The organism is Listeria goaensis (genome assembly GCF_900186125.1).
Lineage (GTDB): Bacteria > Bacillota > Bacilli > Lactobacillales > Listeriaceae > Listeria > Listeria goaensis.
Genome location: NZ_FYBQ01000004.1, coordinates 59,943 through 78,756, shown reverse-complemented (window position 1 = coordinate 78,756; position 18,814 = coordinate 59,943). Strand labels below are relative to the sequence as shown.

The following is an 18,814-nucleotide window of genomic DNA, read 5'->3' as shown; positions in this document are numbered from 1 at the left end:
TGGAACTGTTGTAAAATGGTACAAGAAGAAGCGGCGTAAGGAGGTCGACGAGATGAGTATTTTAGTGTTAGGTGGGGCTGGATATATTGGCTCTCACGCGGTAGATGGGTTGCTAGCGAAAGGGTATGATGTCGTTGTTGTTGATAATTTGCAGACGGGGCATCAGGCGTCTTTGAATCGTCAGGCGACTTTTTATAAAGGTGATATTCGGGACAAAGTTTTTTTACAAAGTGTCTTTAAAAAAGAAAAAATTGAGGGTGTAATCCATTTTGCGGCGAACTCGCTTGTTGGGGAATCGATGCAAATTCCACTCGTTTATTTAAATAATAATGTTTACGGGACGCAAGTTTTGCTTGAAGTGATGGAGGAATTTGGCGTTCGGCATATCGTTTTCTCGTCTTCAGCGGCGACATACGGCGAGCCAGAGCGTGTACCGATTACAGAGGACATGCCAACGAATCCTGAGAGCACTTACGGAGATTCAAAGCTTATTATGGAGAAAATGATGCACTGGTGTGACTTGGCTCACGAGTTACGTTACGTATCGCTAAGGTATTTTAACGTTGCTGGAGCGAAAGAAGATGGCTCGATAGGTGAAGACCACAATCCCGAGTCACATTTAGTTCCGATTATTTTGCAGGTGGCTTTAGGGCAGCGTGCGGAATTATCAATTTATGGTGACGATTATCAGACGGAAGATGGCACATGTGTGCGCGATTACGTACATGTGGTGGATTTGGTTGATGCGCATATTTTGGCGCTGGAGTATTTGAAAAATGGCGGCGTGAGCAATATTTTCAACTTGGGCAGTAGCAACGGCTTTTCTGTGAAGGAAATGCTTGATGTGGCGAGACGTGTGACAGGTAAGGAAATTCCGGCTGCAATTGGGCCGCGCCGAGCTGGTGACCCTAGTACACTTATTGCTTCGAGTGAGAAGGCTCGTCAAGTTCTTGGCTGGACGCCGAAACATACGGATATGGAGGAAATCATTGGAACCGCGTGGAAATGGCATTTGGGCCATCCGAACGGGTATGTAGAATAAAATAGCGTTTGAACTGGCGACTTGAATTGTCGTCAGTTTGTATGTTTGACGACGAAGGAGGGACAAATTGAAACGAATTTTTGGTGAAATCGATGGAGTACCAATTTATGAGTACACACTTAAAAATAATCGTGGCACGGAATTTTCGGCTTTAAATTACGGTGGGATTGTGACGCGTATTGTAACGGAAGACCGTTTTGGCGAGTTTCAAAATATTAGTTTAGGGTTTGACAATTTAGCTGACTATTTGGCGCATTCGCCTTATTTTGGGGCTTTTGTTGGTCGTGTTGCGGGGCGGATTCGAAACGGCACTTTTGTGCTTGACGGTAAACAATATGACGTTGTGAAAAATAATGGGAACCACCAGCTGCACGGAGGCCGTCCGAATTTCAGTAAGGCGATTTTCCAAGTGGAAGAAGTACAAAATTCGCTTATTTTTTCCTACAAGAGCCCTGCCTTTGAAAACGGCTATCCCGGTGAAGTCGATGTGGTGATGCGCTATACGCTGACGGATGACGATGCATGGGTGATTGAATACGAGGCGAAGACCGACCAGCCGACGCTGTTCAACCCGACGAATCATACATATTTTAACCTTTCGGGGGATGTTAAAAATTCGGTTTTCGAGAATGAGCTTTTTGTGCGAAGTCACGCATTTGCATGTGTGGACGCCGATTTAGTTCCAACTGGAGAAATTAGAGCGACAGCAGGAACCGCGTTTGATTTTACTGCGAAAAAACGAATTCAAGACGCCATTTCAAAAGGTGACCCGCAAATCGATTTTGCGAGCGGTGGCCTCGATCATGGCTTCGTTTTGGAACATGAAGCGGGGCAACCAGATGCCGTTTTAATGGATGCTGAAACTGGTCGCGGGGTGGCTGTTCAGACGGACGCGCCAGCCGTTGTCATTTATACAGGAAATACGTTGTTTGGCGATTACAAAGTTTTTGGCGAAACAATTCGGCCTTTTTCAGGTATTACGTTTGAAACGCAAATTTTACCAGATGCGATTCACCACCCGCATTTTGGTGATAGCGTGCTGCGCCCTGAAAAGCCTTTTTATTCCAAAACGACTTTTCGCTTTTTTGTAAATAAAGCTTGAAACTGATAAAATATAACAGAAGGTATTTGTGAGAGGAGCCTATGAACGATGAATTGGAATACAGAATATGAGAAATGGTTAAACAATGCGCAACTAGATGCTGATTTACGTAAACAGCTTGATGGCTTGAGCGGTGATGAAAAGACACTTGAAGATAGTTTTTATAAAAATATGGAATTTGGAACTGCTGGAATGCGAGGTGTTCTTGGTGCGGGCACTAATCGCATGAACATTTATACGATTCGTAAGGCGTCTTACGGACTTGCAAAATTTGTAGCAGAAAATGGGGATGCGGCGAAAAAACGCGGTGTAGTCATTGCCTATGACCCTCGTCACATGTCACAAGAATTCGCGTACGAGAGCGCTTCGGTTTTAGGCGCCCACGGGATAAAAAGTTACGTGTTTGAATCGCTTCGCCCGACGCCGGAACTTTCTTTCGCGGTTCGCGATTTAAACTGCTTCAGCGGGATTGTCATTACGGCGAGCCACAATCCGCCAGAATATAACGGATACAAGGTTTACGGCGAGGACGGCGGGCAAATGCCACCAGCAGGAGCGGACGCGGTGACGGAATATATTGATTCGGTTGAGGACATTTTTGCGGTGGAAATTCGCGATACGAGCGAGCTCAAAGCGAGCGGGTTGCTTGAAGTTATCAGCGACAAAGTGGACGTGCCGTATTTGGAAAAATTAAAAGAGGTTACGGTGAATAAAGCGCTTGTAAAAGAAAAAGGTGACACGTTGAAGATTGTCTTCACGCCGCTTCACGGGACGGGTGGCATTCTAGGCGTGCCTGCCCTTGAAAGTGTTGGATTCACAAACATCATTCGGGTGACGGAGCAATTTGAAAACGATCCGGATTTTAAAACGGTAAAATCACCAAATCCAGAAAACCGTGAAGCTTTCCTACTGGCGATTGAATACGGTGAAAAATACGATGGGGATATTTTAGTTGGAACGGATCCTGATGCGGACCGTCTAGGCGTGGCTGTTCGCACGAAAAACGGCGAATACAACGTGCTTTCAGGTAACCAAATCGGCGCCCTCATTTTAAACTACTTGCTAAAACAAAAGAAAAACCAAGGCGAGTTGCCAGCTAACGCGGCCGTCTTGAAATCCATCGTAACAAGTGACCTTGGTCGCGAAATCGCTGAATTTTACGGGGCGGAAATGATTGAAGTTCTAACAGGCTTTAAATTTATCGCCGAACAAATTAAGCGTTTTGAAGAAACAGGTTCCAATACATTTTTATTTGGCTATGAAGAAAGTAATGGCTATATGGTGAAGTCATTCACGCGTGATAAAGATGCTATCCAGGCGGTGCTTGCGATTTCAGAAGTGGCACTGGATGCTAAAGAGCGTGGATTCACGCTTTCCGAAGAATTGGACAATATTTTCTCCCAGTTTGGCTTTTATAAAGAGGATCTTGTGTCGCTTACGCTTAGCGGAAAAGACGGATCGGAGCGGATTAAAGAAATTATGACGAGCTTCCGCGAGAAATTGCCGACTGGTATGGGTGGCGAGAAAATCGAGCGTGTGGAGGATTACTTGCGCAGTGAAACGAATTTTATTGCGTCTGGCGAATCCGCGCCTATCTTGCTTCCGCGCGCGGATGTGCTTAAATTTTACTTGACTGACGGTTCATGGTTCTGCTTACGACCATCTGGAACAGAGCCAAAAATCAAGTTCTACTTTAGTATAAAAGGGGCAACTGAGGCGGCTAGCCAGAAAAAACTCGAGAAAGTTCGAGATGCACTCTTAGAGCTTGTTGAGCATTAAAATAGAAGGGGTTTTCGCAGATGCGAAGCCTCTTTTTGCATCATTATAGTGGTGATTATGGTAGAATAATAGATATAGTGAACGATGGAAGGATGAGTGCTTTTGGCAACGAATCAATTGCAATTAGTTATTATTACTGGAATGAGCGGGGCAGGTAAAACGGTTGCCATGCAGTCTTTAGAGGATCTTGGTTATTTCTGTGTCGACAATTTACCGCCGACTTTGTTACCTAAGTTTTGGGAGCTTATGAAGGAATCCGGCAAAATGAATAAAATTGCACTTGTTATGGATTTACGCGGACGTGACTTTTTCGACTCCATTGAGCAAGCGCTAGATGAACTCGATAACACTTCTTTTATTACGACTAAAATTCTCTTTTTAGAAGCAGATGATGGGGTTTTAGTTTCGCGCTATAAAGAAACAAGACGGCACCACCCACTTGAACCAAATGGCTCCGTTTTAGAAGGTATTAAAGCGGAACGCGATTTATTAAGTGATTTGAAAGGTCGCTCGCAACTTGTCATCAACACATCGAATATGAAGCCGCGCGAGCTTAGAGAACGAATCAATCAAGAGTTTAGAGCAGAGGATAAAGATGTTTTCAATGTGCAAGTGATGTCTTTCGGATTTAAGTACGGCTTGCCGATTGACGCGGATCTTGTGTTTGATGTACGGTTCTTGCCGAATCCGCATTATATTGATAAGATGCGTCCTTTAACAGGACTTGACAAAGATGTTTATGACTACGTGATGAAATGGCCAGAAACGCAAACTTACTTGGATAAGACGCTTGATTTACTCAATTTTACGCTGCCTTATTACAAACGCGAAGGGAAGACGCAACTTGTCATTGCGATTGGCTGTACGGGCGGGCAACACCGTTCTGTTGCACTTTCTGAATACATTGGAAAAGCGTTGCAAAGTAAATACGAAACGACGATTTCACACCGAGATATGAAACGCAGAAAGGAAAAGTAGCATGGAAAAAGCAAGGAAACCGAAGATTGTAGTTATCGGCGGTGGCACTGGCATTCCCGTCATTTTAAAAGGCTTAAAAAATAAAAATGTTGATTTAACTGCGCTCGTCACAGTTGCTGATGATGGCGGTAGCTCGGGGAAAATTCGGCAGCAAATGAACGTGCTTCCACCCGGTGATATTCGCAATGTCATGGTTGCTTTATCAAACGCTGATCAGCGCCTCGTTGACCTTTTTCAGTATCGCTTCAAAGTGGACGGTGATTTATCGGGTCATGTCGTAGGCAACCTCATTTTAACGGCGCTTTCTGAACTAAACGCAAACTATGTAGATGCCATTGATGTTCTTTCCAAAGTCATGCGCATTCGCGGCAAAGTCATTCCCGTAACCGACCACCCGCTTGTTTTAAAAGCAGAGATGGAAGACGGGGAAATTGTAACCGGAGAATCGATTATTCCTTTACAAGGAAAGCAAATTAAACGGGTGTTTATTGACCCAGAAGATGTGGCGCCACTTGAAACGGCCGTAGCTGCAGTACAAGACGCAGACCTAATTGTTATCGGCCCAGGCAGCCTTTATACGAGCATCATGCCAAACTTACTCGTTAAAGGATTAGCAGAGGCCATTGTGGCATCAAAAGCAGAGAAAGTTTACATCACGAATATTTTAACTCAAATTGGTGAGACGGATTATTTTAGTGATGCGGACCATATTCAGGCGATTCACGAGCATGTGGGAACGCCATTTATTACGAAAATGTTAATTAATACTGAAAAAGTTCCGGTAGAATTGCTATTTCCGGACGATGTTCGACAAGTAACACATAGTGACGCAGCGCTTAAAAAAATTGGCGTTGAAGAAGTGTATCATGATTTTCTTTCAACAGAAAATCGCCTTGTCCGGCATGATGGTGAAAAAGTGGCGCAAGCTCTTTTAAGCATGCTTCCCAATGATGAAAAGGAGTGAGTGTTGTGTCGTTTGCCTCGGAAACAAAAAAAGAACTGACGAATATGGAAGTGACAGAAGATGAGGCGAAAGCCGAACTTGCCGCCTTCATTCGAATGAACGGTGCGATGTCATTTTCAAATGGTTTGATGGTGACGGACGTTCAAACGGAGAACGCAGCCACTGCTAGACGGATGTATCAACTCTTAAAGCGTTTATACGACGTCCCGATTGAGCTTTTAGTCAGAAAAAAAATGAAGTTGAAGAAAAATAATGTGTATATTGTTAGGCTGAAGGCGAAAACGAAGGAAATTCTTGAAGATTTATATATTTTGCAAGATAATTTTACGTTTACGAAGTCGATTGATAGGGCATTTGTAAAAAAACGGAATGCAAAACGTGCTTATTTGCGAGGGGCTTTTCTAGCAAGTGGCTCAGTGAACAATCCGGAAACATCGTCCTATCATCTTGAAATTTTCTCGGTTTATGAGGAACATAATGAGGCGGTATGCGCGTTGCTTAATTCATTTGACTTAAATGCGCGGACGCTCGAGCGGAAAAATGGTTTCATTACGTATTTAAAAGAAGCCGAGAAAATCACGGAATTTTTGAGTATTATTGGTGCAACACAGGCGCTGCTTCACTTTGAAGACGTTCGGATTATGCGCGACATGCGAAATTCCGTCAATCGCCTTGTTAACTGTGAAACAGCAAATCTCAATAAAACAATCAATGCGGCAGTTAGACAAATCGAAAACATTAAATTTATCCGCGCTGAAGTTGGTTTAGAAGCGTTACCAGAGCGCTTGCGTGAAATTGCAGAACTGCGCATCACGCATGAAGACGTTTCGCTAAAAGAACTCGGTGAAATGCTTTCAAATGGCGCCATTTCAAAATCAGGCATTAATCATCGTTTGCGAAAAATCGACCAAATTGCCGAACGCCTGAAAAACGGGGAAACCCCTTCACAAATAGGTTTAAATGTTCAAAGTATAAAATAAAGGATGCGAATGTTGATGTCGAAATTATTTTCCAGTTACAAATTACAAGATGTTACCTTAAAGAACCGCCTTGTGATGTCGCCGATGTGCATGTACTCGGTCGATAAAGAAGACGGCATTGCAACCGATTTTCACCTTACACACTATATGAGCCGCGCCGCTGGTGGAACGGGACTCGTGATTTTGGAAGCGACTGCTGTTCAAGAAATCGGCCGCATTTCCACAAAGGATTTAGGCCTCTGGTGCGACGAGCAAATCCCAGCGCTCAAGCGGATTACAGACGGAATTCATGATCACGGAGCAAAAGCAGGAATTCAACTTGCTCATGCGGGTAGAAAAGCTGAACTTCCTGGGAAAATTGTTGCGCCGTCTGCTATCGCATTTAGTGAGAAATACAGCGAACCGAACGCGCTAACTTTAGAGCAAATAAAAGAAGTGGTGGAAGACTTTAAACGTGCGGCTTATCGTGCGGCAGAAGCCGGATTCGACGTCATCGAATTGCATGCAGCACATGGATATTTGCTACATCAATTCCTATCGCCAATTACAAATCGCCGTGAAGATGCATACGGTGGCCCTGCGGGTAACCGCTACCGCATTGTTAGTGAAATTATAAAAGCGGTGCGCGAAGTTTGGGACGGCCCGGTCATTGTACGCGTTTCAGCCTCAGACTATGCGCACGGTGGTTTAAAACCAGAAGATTACGTGCCTTTTGCAAAATGGATGAAAGCAGACGGCGTCGATTTAGTAGACGTATCAAGTGGTGGCCTAGTGCCCGTAGCACCGTCTAGCTATCCCGGCTACCAAGTGCCATTTGCCGAATTGATTCGCCGTGATGCTGGAATCGCAACAGGCGCTCTAGGTCTTATCACAAACGCCACACAGGCAGAAGAAATTTTGTGCAATGACCGCGCGGATTTAATCATCATCGGCCGCGAATTACTACGCAACCCGTATTTTGCACGCGAAGCAGCCATTGAACTTGGAGAAACAATCGATGGTCCGAGACAGTATAGTCGCGGGTGGTAAAACAAAAAATCCGAACTCGTCTGAGTTCGGATTTTTTCGTTTCATTATTTCAAATTATTCTTATTCACAACAATATCATCAATCAAGCCGTATTCTTTCGCTTGTTCCGCGTCCATGAAATTGTCACGGTCAGTGTCGCGCGCAATAACTTCAAGCGTTTGACCCGTTTTTTCGGATAAAATACGATTCATGCGATCCTTGATTTTCAAGATGTGGCGTGCTGCGATTTCGATTTCAGTAGCTTGTCCTTGGGCTCCGCCAAGAGGTTGGTGAATCATGATTTCCGTATTAGGAAGCGCAAAACGTTTGCCATCAGCTCCTGCAGCTAGTAAAAACGATCCCATCGAAGCAGCCATTCCCATACCAATTGTTTGAACATCGGATTTTACGAAATTCATTGTGTCATAAATCGCCATTCCGGCAGAAATGCTACCACCTGGCGAATTAATGTATAGGAAAATATCTTTCTCAGGGTCTTGGGCGTCCAAGAAAAGTAGCTGCGAAACAATCGAGTTCGCAACATTGTCATCAATCGCAGAACCAAGCATAATAATACGGTCTTTTAAAAGGCGGGAATAAATGTCGTAAGCACGTTCCCCGCGGCTTGTTTGTTCAATTACTGTAGGGATTAAATTCATATCAAGATTCCTCCTATAAGCCTAAAATTTAAGATGGGCATATCGCCCATTCACTGATTACATCATACAATATTGGTCAAATTAGGTCAAATGAAAGACTCTTAAAACATTTTCTTTTGATTAAAAACTTGTCAAAGTACACTGCTTCCGCTATAATTACTATTCGTACGGTAAATTTATTTGCCCTCGTGGTGCAAAGGATAGCACGTGAGATTCCGGTTCTTAAAATGGGGGTTCGATTCCCTCCGAGGGCGTTAGAAACATTTTTAAAAACATCTTATAAACGGTCATAAATCAAGCTCTGTCAAGCGTCTAGACCATTTATAAGATGTTTTTTTATACCTTATAATACACTATTTTACCGTTATTTTTGTGGCATTATTTGTGGCACAAATAATGAATTGTAAGTGAAAAATTGATCTACTTTCGCGTGATTGTTAGAACGTATGCTATCGCTTAAGTGACTATAATATTTGAGTGTGGTATTAATATCATCATGCCCTAATCGATCTGCCACATAAATAATATCCATTCCAGCTTCTACACATAAGCCCGTATGCGTATGTCTTAGCTTGTGGAGCGTGACATTTTCGCTTTTTATTTTGTGGCAAATTTTCTTAAGTGCTTTATTACAAGATGCGTTATCAATTGGTTTATTGTGATACGTGTAAAAGAGTGGGTATATACTAATAAAGTAGACATAAAACATGCTATACTATCAAGGAAGTAGACATTTCCCAACAAAGGAGAAAAAAACAGATGACAAAAGCTAGAAAGCCTGCTCGTTCCTTTGATGATGATTTTAAAAAGTCTATTGTCAAACTCTATGAAAGAGGGAAAACTCAAAATGCATTAGCAAAAGAATATGGTATCGCCCTATCTTCGATAGCCTGCTGGGTGAAACAATTTTCGAAAGTCAAGATTGATGATGACACCATCCTTACGGCCCAACAAGTTAAAAAGCTTTAAAAAAGAAATGCTCAATTGGAGGAGGAAAACCTCATCTTAAAAAAAGCGATTGCCATATTCACGCCACACTCCAACAACGATTAAAGGCGATTTCTTTGCTTCAGCATGAACATGCCATTGTTCGATTATGCAAAGCTTTACAGGTGAATCGTTCGACCTATTACAAATTCATTCAACGACAACCTTCCAAGCGCAAGCAAGAAAATCAATAGCTCAAAAAATGGATTTTAGAGATTTATACCCAAGCCAAAAAGCGCTTTGGTGCTGCTAAAATTCAAGTTGTTTTAAAGCGTGATTATGGCATATCCATCAGTGTAGGGCGCGTCTATCGGTTGCTTCGTCAACTTCAGTTACCTCAAATGTCTACCGTGAAACTAAATTATTCCAAGATAAAAAAAGTAGATGAAGAGCCTCACGCCTCTTATCCCAATCATTTACGGCAAGCATTTAATCCACCTGCACCAAATCAAGTTTGGACAACAGATTTTTCTTACATTCCTGTAGGAAAAGGCTTTGTTTATTTATGTATTGCCATGCTACTCTGTCCTCATCCATAGTGACCGTGGGTCAAAATATACAGCCGAAAAATATCGCAGATGGCTAGATGAGCATGACCTGATTGCTTCCTATTCCAAAAAATCTTACCCTTGGGATAATGCCGTGACGGAAGCCTTCTTTAAATATATGAAAAAAGAAGAATTGAATCGGCGAACTTTTTTTCTATTCAAGAGGTGCAACTCGCTTGTTTTGAATATATTGAAAGTTTTTATAATTGGCATCGCCCTCATTCGACCATCGGTATGTTAAAACCAGAAGAAAAAGAGCTCTTTTATTTCAATACGCCGTAAAATATTCTTTTTTCGTATCTACTTTATTGACATTGATCCAAGTGCAGACAATAGCAAGAATGCTGAGAAATACGGAACGTTTAAATGATTTTCTGACCTCGTCCTATTGGGCGGGGTTCTTTTTTGTTGTTTTTATACTATCGATAGTATACAATTAGTATAGATTATAAAGGGGAGTAACCATGAAAAACAAGCAAACTGAAGCTAATAAACGTTGGCAAAATAAGAATAGAGAACATGCTAGATATCTACGTGATAGATCAATAACGAGAAGCTTTATAAAAAATAAAGCGACTGCCGATGACCTTTTTGATTTGTTGGGTTTGATAAAAAGTAAACAGAAATGAATACCTTTTCGCTACTATCTATAGTATACTTTTAGTAAAAATACATAAGGGTGAGTGAAAAATGACAGAAAATGCAAAGGCGAAAGTTATTTCATTTATTAATATGAAGGGTGGGGTAGGTAAAACTACGTTATGTATCAATCTAGCTTATGAATTAGCTAAAAATCATAATAAAAATATTCTTATTATTGATGTAGATCCTCAGTTTAATGCGACACAAGTCCTGTTTCCAAAGTTTAAGTCGTTCAAAGAATATGAAAATCTTCAAAAAGAATGTCAAACTATTAACTATATATTACAGCCTTTAAGGGGAAGCATAGCTAATTTTCCTGAGTATAGTTCTTCTGATTTGATTGTGAACTTAAAAAATTTTTCAGGTGGTGGACGATTGGACTGTATACCAGGTGATTTGGAAATTGTTTCTTTTGAATCAAGTAAAAGAGGAGCTGAAAAAAAATTAAAAAAATACATAACTGATAATATAATGGGTAGTAACTCATATGATTTTATATTTATTGATACACCAGCAACATTTTCAGTATATTCACAATCAGCTATTATTGCTAGCGACATGTTTATTGTTCCAATTGCTCCAGATGTTTTTTCTGCTTTAGGCTATGATTTGCTCCAAAGAGTTATGCGTGATGATGATGCGACTAGTGATGTTGATATTATAAATTTAGGTATTATCTTTACTATGGTCTCCCAGGGGAAGGTTGGTAGATCAAAAATTTTAAATAAATTCACAAACGAGCCGCAATTTTATACGAAAATTGTTGAACGAGAGGCTATTAGAAGTGGAAAATTGACAAGTCTGATGTCCGATATGGATATTTGTAAGGAAAATATTGAATCTTTAGGAAGAGAGTTTTTGAAGAGAGTAGGAGAAGATGAGCATGAATAAATTTTTATATGAATTTATTAACACAGATGCTGGCGAAGAAAACATTTCAAACTTATATTTTTTATTGCCTGGTGTACTAGCCGAGGTGATTCTTACCAAAAAATATTATCAAAAAAATATAGAATTAAAAAGCTTTGCAGCGGAAGTGCTTAAAAAAGAATACCTGGATTATCTGTTTGCTGCTAGACCGGCTGTATATTCGAGGATTGTACGAGACTTAATCAAATTAAGAGATGAAAACAAAAAGGAAGCTTTTAAGGTGATAAAAAATATTCAAAAATTTGTCGAGAGCTTTGAAGTGGAGAGTAATCAATCCAAATTGAAAAAGAAAACTAGCGACCCTATTGACGAATGGAGAAATATAATAAATCCTAAAATTAAAGGGGAATAAGTGAATTGGTTAACTTAAAAACATCTTTGGAGAAAGATTATCAGTTGTATATAAAATTATGTGAGAACAGAAACATGTTAATTAAGAATGACGAATTTAAAAATAATTTGAAGATAAATTATAAGCTGCTTTATCTTCTTGCGAACTTAACACCTGCTTTTCAAAGTTTTGATGAGAGAAGTAAGATTTGGAAATATGTTAACCAATGTAAAAAAGATATGATAATTGCATTTGATTTAATTAATATTAACTATACAGATTCTGGAAAACGAATCATGAGATCTTCTATTGAATCGTTTTTTAGATTCTCGCTTAGCACACTGAGGCACCATATTTATATCAATAACTGTAAAAATGGCGATTATTCTGCCAATAAAGAACTAAAAGAATTAAAATCTATTTGTGATTCATATAAGATTGGAAAACTCACGTCTAAATCAAAAGAATACTTTCAAGGAACTGTAATAGAGGTGTGTATTAATCAATTGAATGAATTCTATACTGAACTATCTGGAATAGTCCACACTAACAATACTGAACTCTTCTCTCCGCAGGAGTATCTTGTTGAGTATCAAGTTCTAGATGCTGAATCAGTCTCAAAAGCAATACGATTGTATAAAAAAATAGTAATCAAATTTTTATTGGTAATCTATTGGTTTGATTTACTTCTTGAACGTAATATTTACAGAAAAACAGACTTACAATTATTGGAGAAAGAAAGTGACCAATTGGATTTAGAAATATTAAATAATATTGAAAAGGTACAACTTAGTCAAGTCAAGATTTGAGATGGAGGGATGAAATGAAAAAGGGCTGGATTATTTTTATTTCGATTGTTGTCATCATTATTGCAGTTGTAGCAATTGTTGGAGGGAAGATGTATATGGATAATAAAAAAGAACAAAAAGAATTAGAAGTAGAAAAGCAATCAGTGAAAGCTTTGAAAAAGACTTTTGCTAATGTAGCAAAAGTAAAAATAGAACGGGTTGGTTATAATAATATGACAGGATCATATAGTATAGTTGTGACAATGACTAGTAAAGAAGGGGAATCTGCTTATTTTGACTATGGTTTTGCAAAAAATCAGGAAAAAATTAGTGATTATGGCATAGAAAATGAAAAAGTTCAAAAAGAAGGAATAACTATGGATAAAGTTAAAGTTATATACTCTAATGGATCGGAGGAAGAACTTTGACTGTTACAGATAAAAGCTATAAGGATTTGAGTGATAAAGCTTATTGGTTAGACCCGAAGCACAAAGAGTATGCGCCAACGTTGAAAGAAGGAAGTTACAGAAAGTTTGGAGATACCAAGTATAAAATTTTAAAAACAGAAAATAACTCAAAAAATGGTATGCAAGCCATGGCTGTTGCCCCAGTTGATAAAAATGGAAAAGTGGACACGGCAGAAGTGGTCATTGCTTACGCAGGGACAAACTTTTCTGATGCACAAGATCGAAACACAGATTTAGAAACCGTCATAAAAGGTGAAGAAAAATTAGATAAAAATCCACTTAATCCTTTTAAAAATACAGAAGTTGACGGACAGGCAATAACAGCACGAGAATTCGCTGACCAAGTGAAGAAAGATTATCCTAATTCTAGGATTACAACAACTGGACACTCGCTCGGAGAATACTTAGCACTCATGGTCGCTGCTGAAAATGAGTGGCGTAATGTCGGATTTAATGGTCCAGACCCATCGAATATTTTATCGGAGGAAGCCAAAAAGTGGATCAAAGAGAATCCAGGGATGTTAACGAATTATCGGAATCGTGCAGATGTTATTGGAAACTTCGGAGGCGATGGTACAGGTGCAGAAATCAAAGTAAGTATGGAAATGGGGACGCACTTAAATCCGATAGACTACCACCAGTTAAGTAACTGGACGTTTGATAAAGATGGAAAACTAAAGATACCCAATAATGAATACAACCAAGAAGCCATTGTTCAACAAGCGGAACGCTACGCCATGACAGAATACATAGCCAAGTTATATGATCTCGAAATAATACAAAAGAAATTCCAAGCAAGTGGTGGAGGCATCTCGACGAATGAACAAATATACTTAGATGATAGTCGAGCGTTAGCCGTTGTAGAAACAGCCGTGGCGGAGTTTAAAGCGGTCACAGCTCATGTGATAAAAGTGTACCAAGAGGGCATGGATAAAGTCGAAAAGATCTGGAAAAAGACGCTACAAGAAGCGCGCCAAGTGGGAGATATGCTCACGGAAAGTGAAATTTTAGCAGAATTAGAGAGCGTAGGTTGCACGGAAAAAAGACTAGTGATTGAGCCTTGTGAAGATTATCAGAAAAAAATCAATAAAGTGAAGAAAATGAGCACTAAATTTGACGATTTAGCCAATGAAATCAAACAAAGTATAGAGGCTCTCAAACAAAAGGATCACGAATTAGCGCAGCAATTGGGATGAGTGGGGGAGGTCCGTAGATGAAAACCGAAGAAGAGTTGCGAACAGAATACAGGCGACAAAGGCAAGAACTTGAGGAGCAAGCAGTGGCTATTCATCGTTTTCAGAAAAAAGGGGAAGAAATCGCACAACAGACTTATGAAGCAATTTGCTACCAGGTTCGACAAAGCGAAGAAGACTGTACGGATATTCTAGAAATGGCTCGAAGGGAAATCGAACAGTTGGAAACGAATTATCGCGCAGATTTACAGGAGAAACAGCGGGAAGTAAGACAGAAAGCGGAATATGCAGAGGAACAGTTTCATAAAGAATTACAGCAAGCAGAGAGAAACAAATGAGGTGATACAAGTTGCTAGAAGCATTGGAAGACCTACTGAAAGAATTTCAGAAAAGCAGTCAGAAAATACAAGTCCGAACCTTGGGCATGCAAAATAGCCGGACGGGAGAAGCGGCCGACAAGGAAGTTCGAAAAACCGGAAAAGAAGAAATGAAAATGGCGAAAACATCTGTTTCAAAGACAAGCAGCCACTTACAAGAAGCAGTAAAAGGACATTTTGGCAAGAAAGTAACGGAAGTCTTTGAGAAACAAGAAGATATGTTAGAAAACTTTTGAATTTCTATTTTTGTAAAATGGATATTGGCAAGCCTTGACAAAAGTCGGGGCTTTAGTTTGTGTCATTATTTGTGCACTGGCTCTATAAACCGCATTACAACAACACTTATTAATCCCTCCGAGGGCGTTTAAAAACATCTTATCTTAGATAGGATGTTTTTTTGTGGAAAATAATAAAGTGTCGATTGAATATTTATGCGTAAATAGAGCAGTATTTTTTTGTAAAGTATCAAATTAGTTTTATAAATTTTCAAGATAAGCATAAAAATAAGGAAGATTTGTGTCAAAACTTAGCTAGCTCTGAATAAAATGTGAATATTGCCACATAAGATGTAAGTTTTAACAGGAGTAAGGGAACGATTGGTTGATTTTGATAAGTATGTGGTTAATTTAATTCGAATTATACTTAATAAAGCGTTTTAACCTATACATTAGATTTGTGTGGTACCATTTGTATGTAAACCTTTTCAATTACATAATATAGAACGGAGCATGCTAACATGAAAAAGTTTTTAATTGGATTTATTGCAGTAACAATTGTTTTTCTAAGCAGTCAAGGGGTACCGAATCAGGCAGAAGCATCGTATAATAGAAAACAAGGGGAAGTTGTTAATTTAGAAGGGGTAGATTTGTCTAAATCGCATGTTGTTACGAAAGATGGCACAACAGTTGATACTGTAAGTTATGATCAGATGGTGGCAGAAATCGCAAAACGTGATAATGTTTCGATAGCTGAAGTGAGGACACGTTTACAGGGAGCTGATGTTAAAAGACCGCTTTTAAAAGCAAGCTCTAATATTTCGTATAAACATTTAACAAAAAGTGTAAATATAGGCGGGATATGGAAGCCTAAAGTTGATATATATGTTCAAATGTGGTCGCAAGGGTCGTTTAGACAATTTAATAAGATTGTTGATTATAATCTCGTGCGCTCATGGTACGGTGTAACAAAGCAATTCAAGGGTTCCTTTAAAGTGAAGTTTTTGTCTAAAAATAATATTTATTGGTGTATAAATGGAGATTTTTATGATAGAGGTTCTACTTCATCATCTTCATCTGTTTCACTAAATGTTGGTGGCATGGGGACGATTAATTATTCAGTATCAAAGGCAAAAACGAAATACAAATATGTGTATAAATATGGTCATTTTTATGCTCAATAACTGAGGAGTGAAGCTTATGAAATCCCGAAAGATAGCGCTAATTGTTTTTTGTAGTTTACTTTTGATAAGCGTTTTTACAGTCGCAAATTATAGAGAGACAAGTCCGTTAGCTGAAAAAAATGCGTTTGCTTCAGATGATAGAGAACAAGGAAAAGTGCGAATTGCTGTCTTTGGAGAAGTTAATGAGATAAGCAAATGGTTCGCCTATTCAAATGTTTCAGCTTCGACATCAAGTGCTGATTTGCAAAAATTTGATGCGTTACTTATAACAAGAGATTACTTAAAAAAAACGAATTTAAGTGAATTGCGAGAAAAACTCACATCAGTTGGTAAAATCCCGATTTTATTTTTCGACTTTGAAAACACAAGTGCACCAGCATTTATGAATTCAAATATAACCCAATTTTCTGCCCTGAAAATGAAAGACAAAGGATATGTTCAGTTACTTTGTTACTTTAATAAAAATAATTATGTGACATTTGATACACCAACTTATGATGAAACGGCACAAGCAGAACTTGCTGAAACCATTATAAAATTGAACGCATCTGGCAACATAAAGAAATTCGATAAAGCCATTTAAATAATTAATTAAGGAGACTATGTGCTAAATAGTCTCCTTATTTTCGGTCATTATACCTATTTCAAATAAGAACAAATGTTCTTATAATGGTTGTAAGAAATAAAATAGGTGGCGACGAAATGTATAGTTTATTTGAACAGGAGAAAATGATGAAAAATGAAATCATCTTTACTTTATTAAATGCAATGAATTTGAAAAAGGCGGTTTGCATCCGGTTGAAGCATGTTGACTTAGCGCTTTTTCCAAGTTTTATTGATATGCGGGAAGAAATCGTGGAATTGTATGACGAAAATGAACAGCTGAAAACATTGCTTTTAAAGCAAATTATAACTTGTTCGATAGTAAAATGAAGATTTTCCTATCCTTCTTTAAAAATCCCGTTTATAATGGAACTATTAATGAGAAAAGGTGATTAAATGGGTTTGAAAGATAGGCTTGAAAATGAGCTTTTTAGCTACGCGAAAGAAAACGCGCTTTCGATTTCTGAGATACATTTCATGTATGCTGGTCCAACAATGCGAACGCGTCATACACTTATCTTGGCTTTTACAAACGTTGGCATGTTCACCTTTCAATTTAAATTAGGTGAAGCAGAAATGCATTTTCTAGAGAAGTCCCAGTTACATAAAATTGAAATGCGTAAAAAAACGCTTGTTTATGAACTGGAAATTCAAGCGCTCACGGAAGATGGGAAGCTTGAGGAAGGCAAATATTTAGTTAGTAAGCGGGTTATTGGGCGGAAGTGGCATCAAAGCACGGTACAGAAACTTTTGAGTCTCGAGGGACAAGCGCTATTTTAGAGGGAGGATTTTAATCATGAAAATTGTTGATATGCACTGTGATGTTCTTTATAAATTGCAAAAAGCCAAGGGGCGCATGACGTTTCAGGACGATGCGGAGCTGGATGTGAATTTTGAGCGCCTGCTTGCGGGAGATATTTTTTTGCAGGGATTTGCCATTTTTTTAGATCCGGAAGTGCCTGTTGAGCAAAAGTGGAAAAAAACGGTGGAGCAAGGAAATATTTTCAAGCAACACGTTTTGCATCGTGACGGCATAATAAAACCGCTCAAAAAATGGACGGATTTGGAAACTTTGCCTGATGGGAAAATTGCGGCGGCATTAACATTAGAAGGGGTGGAGCCGATTGGTCAGGATTTAGATCGCTTGGAGCAAGTGCTAGATAACGGTGTGCTTTCGGTGGGACTAACATGGAACAATGCGAATTTAGCGGCAGATGGTATTCTTGAACCGCGCGGGGCGGGGCTCACGCAATTTGGGAAGGGAATCATTCGGCGTTTAAATGAACGAAAAGTTTTTACGGACGTTTCGCATTTAAGCGTCAAAAGTTTTTGGGATGCAATGGACGCTTCGGAATTCCCAATTGCGAGCCATTCAAACGCAAAAGCAATTTGTTCACATGTTCGTAATTTAGATGATGACCAATTGAAAGCGATGATTGCGCACGATGCGATGATTCACGTAGTTTTCCACCCGCTTTTCACAACGAATAGCGGCACTGCAGAAATGGAAGATATCGTGCGCCATATTGAGCACATTGCTGAACTAGGCGGCATTCGCAATATTGGATTTGGTTCGGATTTTGATGGGATTCCTTCGCATGTAAAAGGACTTGAACATGCTGGGCAATATCAAGATTTTATCGAAGTATTACGGCAACATTTTTCCGAAGAAGACGTGGAAGGTTTTGCTTATAAAAATTTCATGAATCATTTACCGCGATAAAGAAGCGGCCAGACAGCGACAAAAAATAAGTATAAATCCAGTAACCCCATTTTCACAAATGGCAGTATTGCTGGATTTATACTTTAAATTGTTAAAAATTTAGTGCAAAATAAGATGAAAATATAGATGATGAAAGCGGTATAGATAATAAATTCTAACGTAGAGATTTTTTGTTTTGCCGTACTTTCATCAGGGTTTAAAATTAAAAGTAGACTTTTTAAAGCTTTTGAAGCGCAATAAACACTGGCCATGAATAGAATGGCTAGCTGGCCTTGCTTCTGACTGAAGCCGAAAATCCATGGACTAAGTAATAC

General features: G+C 39.3%; 21 protein-coding genes, 1 tRNA gene and 2 pseudogenes. 22 read left to right on the top strand and 2 right to left on the bottom strand.

Translation table 11 applies throughout. The features are described 5' to 3' along the window. Window positions 1-52: 52 nt before the first annotated feature. The 7 genes from galE to namA all read left to right on the top strand — a co-directional run bounded on the left by galE (window position 53) and on the right by namA (window position 7,874). Window positions 53-1,042, top strand: a complete 990-nt coding sequence (galE, locus tag CFT42_RS06695) for a UDP-glucose 4-epimerase GalE (protein WP_088809766.1) — start codon at window positions 53-55, stop codon at window positions 1,040-1,042. 67 nt (window positions 1,043-1,109) lie between these two features. Continuing rightward, window positions 1,110-2,144 carry an aldose epimerase family protein gene (locus CFT42_RS06690; protein ID WP_088815768.1) on the top strand — a complete coding sequence of 345 codons (1,035 nt, stop codon included), beginning with the start codon at window positions 1,110-1,112 and terminating at the stop codon, window positions 2,142-2,144. Window positions 2,145-2,192: 48 nt separating this feature from the next. Continuing rightward, on the top strand, window positions 2,193-3,923 hold the full coding sequence (locus CFT42_RS06685) for a phospho-sugar mutase (protein WP_088809768.1): 1,731 nt from the start codon (window positions 2,193-2,195) through the stop codon (window positions 3,921-3,923). Window positions 3,924-4,025: 102 nt separating this feature from the next. After that, window positions 4,026-4,901, top strand: coding sequence for an RNase adapter RapZ (rapZ, locus tag CFT42_RS06680; protein ID WP_088809769.1), 876 nt, complete (start codon window positions 4,026-4,028; stop codon window positions 4,899-4,901). 1 nt (window position 4,902) lies between these two features. Further along, window positions 4,903-5,865 carry a gluconeogenesis factor YvcK family protein gene (locus CFT42_RS06675; RefSeq protein ID WP_088809770.1) on the top strand — a complete coding sequence of 321 codons (963 nt, stop codon included), beginning with the start codon at window positions 4,903-4,905 and terminating at the stop codon, window positions 5,863-5,865. Window positions 5,866-5,870: 5 nt separating this feature from the next. After that, the gene (whiA, locus tag CFT42_RS06670; RefSeq protein WP_088809771.1) at window positions 5,871-6,845 is read left to right on the top strand and encodes a DNA-binding protein WhiA; all 975 of its coding nucleotides are present in this window, start codon (window positions 5,871-5,873) and stop codon (window positions 6,843-6,845) included. A 15-nt stretch (window positions 6,846-6,860) separates the two neighbouring features. Then, on the top strand, window positions 6,861-7,874 hold the full coding sequence (namA, locus tag CFT42_RS06665; RefSeq protein ID WP_088809772.1) for an NADPH dehydrogenase NamA: 1,014 nt from the start codon (window positions 6,861-6,863) through the stop codon (window positions 7,872-7,874). 44 nt (window positions 7,875-7,918) lie between these two features. Here namA and clpP read toward each other — a convergent pair whose 3' ends face one another. After that, window positions 7,919-8,512 (bottom strand): ATP-dependent Clp endopeptidase proteolytic subunit ClpP, encoded by a 594-nt coding sequence (gene clpP, locus CFT42_RS06660; RefSeq protein WP_088809773.1) that lies wholly within the window; start codon window positions 8,510-8,512, stop codon window positions 7,919-7,921. 182 nt (window positions 8,513-8,694) lie between these two features. Between clpP and CFT42_RS06655 the strand changes: the two genes are divergently transcribed. Next, window positions 8,695-8,766: transfer RNA gene (locus tag CFT42_RS06655), tRNA-Arg, on the top strand. 110 nt (window positions 8,767-8,876) lie between these two features. On the opposite strand, the pseudogene CFT42_RS06650 reads toward CFT42_RS06655, so the two are convergent. Beyond that, window positions 8,877-9,188 (bottom strand): annotated as a pseudogene (locus CFT42_RS06650) (tyrosine-type recombinase/integrase); the annotation flags it as partial. Between the two features lie 83 nt (window positions 9,189-9,271). On the opposite strand from CFT42_RS06650, the pseudogene CFT42_RS06645 reads away from it, so the two are divergent. The 14 genes and pseudogenes from CFT42_RS06645 (at window position 9,272) to CFT42_RS06580 (ending at window position 18,500) form a co-directional block, all read left to right on the top strand. Further along, window positions 9,272-10,329, top strand: a pseudogene (locus CFT42_RS06645) (IS3 family transposase). A 182-nt stretch (window positions 10,330-10,511) separates the two neighbouring features. Then, window positions 10,512-10,676 carry a hypothetical protein gene (locus CFT42_RS14830; protein WP_088815767.1) on the top strand — a complete coding sequence of 55 codons (165 nt, stop codon included), beginning with the start codon at window positions 10,512-10,514 and terminating at the stop codon, window positions 10,674-10,676. 61 nt (window positions 10,677-10,737) lie between these two features. Beyond that, complete coding sequence (locus CFT42_RS06635; RefSeq protein ID WP_088815766.1) at window positions 10,738-11,580, top strand: ParA family protein; 843 nt, start codon at window positions 10,738-10,740, stop codon at window positions 11,578-11,580. Further along, entirely contained in the window at window positions 11,573-11,971 is a 399-nt protein-coding gene (locus CFT42_RS06630; RefSeq protein WP_088815765.1) for a hypothetical protein, read from the top strand. Before CFT42_RS06635 ends, CFT42_RS06630 begins: the two co-directional genes overlap by 8 nt. A 5-nt stretch (window positions 11,972-11,976) precedes the next feature. Further along, window positions 11,977-12,759: a hypothetical protein gene (locus CFT42_RS06625; protein ID WP_088815764.1), complete on the top strand. Its 783-nt coding sequence runs from the start codon at window positions 11,977-11,979 to the stop codon at window positions 12,757-12,759. A 14-nt stretch (window positions 12,760-12,773) separates the two neighbouring features. Continuing rightward, window positions 12,774-13,166 carry a hypothetical protein gene (locus CFT42_RS06620; protein WP_088815763.1) on the top strand — a complete coding sequence of 131 codons (393 nt, stop codon included), beginning with the start codon at window positions 12,774-12,776 and terminating at the stop codon, window positions 13,164-13,166. Continuing rightward, the gene (locus CFT42_RS06615; protein ID WP_088815762.1) at window positions 13,163-14,401 is read left to right on the top strand and encodes a lipase; all 1,239 of its coding nucleotides are present in this window, start codon (window positions 13,163-13,165) and stop codon (window positions 14,399-14,401) included. Before CFT42_RS06620 ends, CFT42_RS06615 begins: the two co-directional genes overlap by 4 nt. 17 nt (window positions 14,402-14,418) lie before the next feature. Then, window positions 14,419-14,736: a hypothetical protein gene (locus CFT42_RS06610; protein WP_088815761.1), complete on the top strand. Its 318-nt coding sequence runs from the start codon at window positions 14,419-14,421 to the stop codon at window positions 14,734-14,736. 11 nt (window positions 14,737-14,747) lie between these two features. Continuing rightward, window positions 14,748-15,011: a hypothetical protein gene (locus CFT42_RS06605; protein WP_088815760.1), complete on the top strand. Its 264-nt coding sequence runs from the start codon at window positions 14,748-14,750 to the stop codon at window positions 15,009-15,011. Between the two features lie 500 nt (window positions 15,012-15,511). Next, window positions 15,512-16,174, top strand: coding sequence for a hypothetical protein (locus CFT42_RS06600; RefSeq protein WP_088815759.1), 663 nt, complete (start codon window positions 15,512-15,514; stop codon window positions 16,172-16,174). Between the two features lie 16 nt (window positions 16,175-16,190). After that, on the top strand, window positions 16,191-16,757 hold the full coding sequence (locus CFT42_RS06595) for a hypothetical protein (protein ID WP_088815758.1): 567 nt from the start codon (window positions 16,191-16,193) through the stop codon (window positions 16,755-16,757). A gap of 119 nt (window positions 16,758-16,876) precedes the next feature. Beyond that, window positions 16,877-17,107: a hypothetical protein gene (locus CFT42_RS06590; protein WP_088809774.1), complete on the top strand. Its 231-nt coding sequence runs from the start codon at window positions 16,877-16,879 to the stop codon at window positions 17,105-17,107. A gap of 66 nt (window positions 17,108-17,173) precedes the next feature. Further along, window positions 17,174-17,557 carry a hypothetical protein gene (locus CFT42_RS06585; protein ID WP_088815757.1) on the top strand — a complete coding sequence of 128 codons (384 nt, stop codon included), beginning with the start codon at window positions 17,174-17,176 and terminating at the stop codon, window positions 17,555-17,557. A gap of 16 nt (window positions 17,558-17,573) precedes the next feature. Further along, a complete protein-coding gene (locus tag CFT42_RS06580; protein ID WP_088809776.1) occupies window positions 17,574-18,500 on the top strand; it encodes a dipeptidase in 927 nt (308 codons plus the stop codon). The last annotated feature ends 314 nt before the right edge of the window (window positions 18,501-18,814 follow it).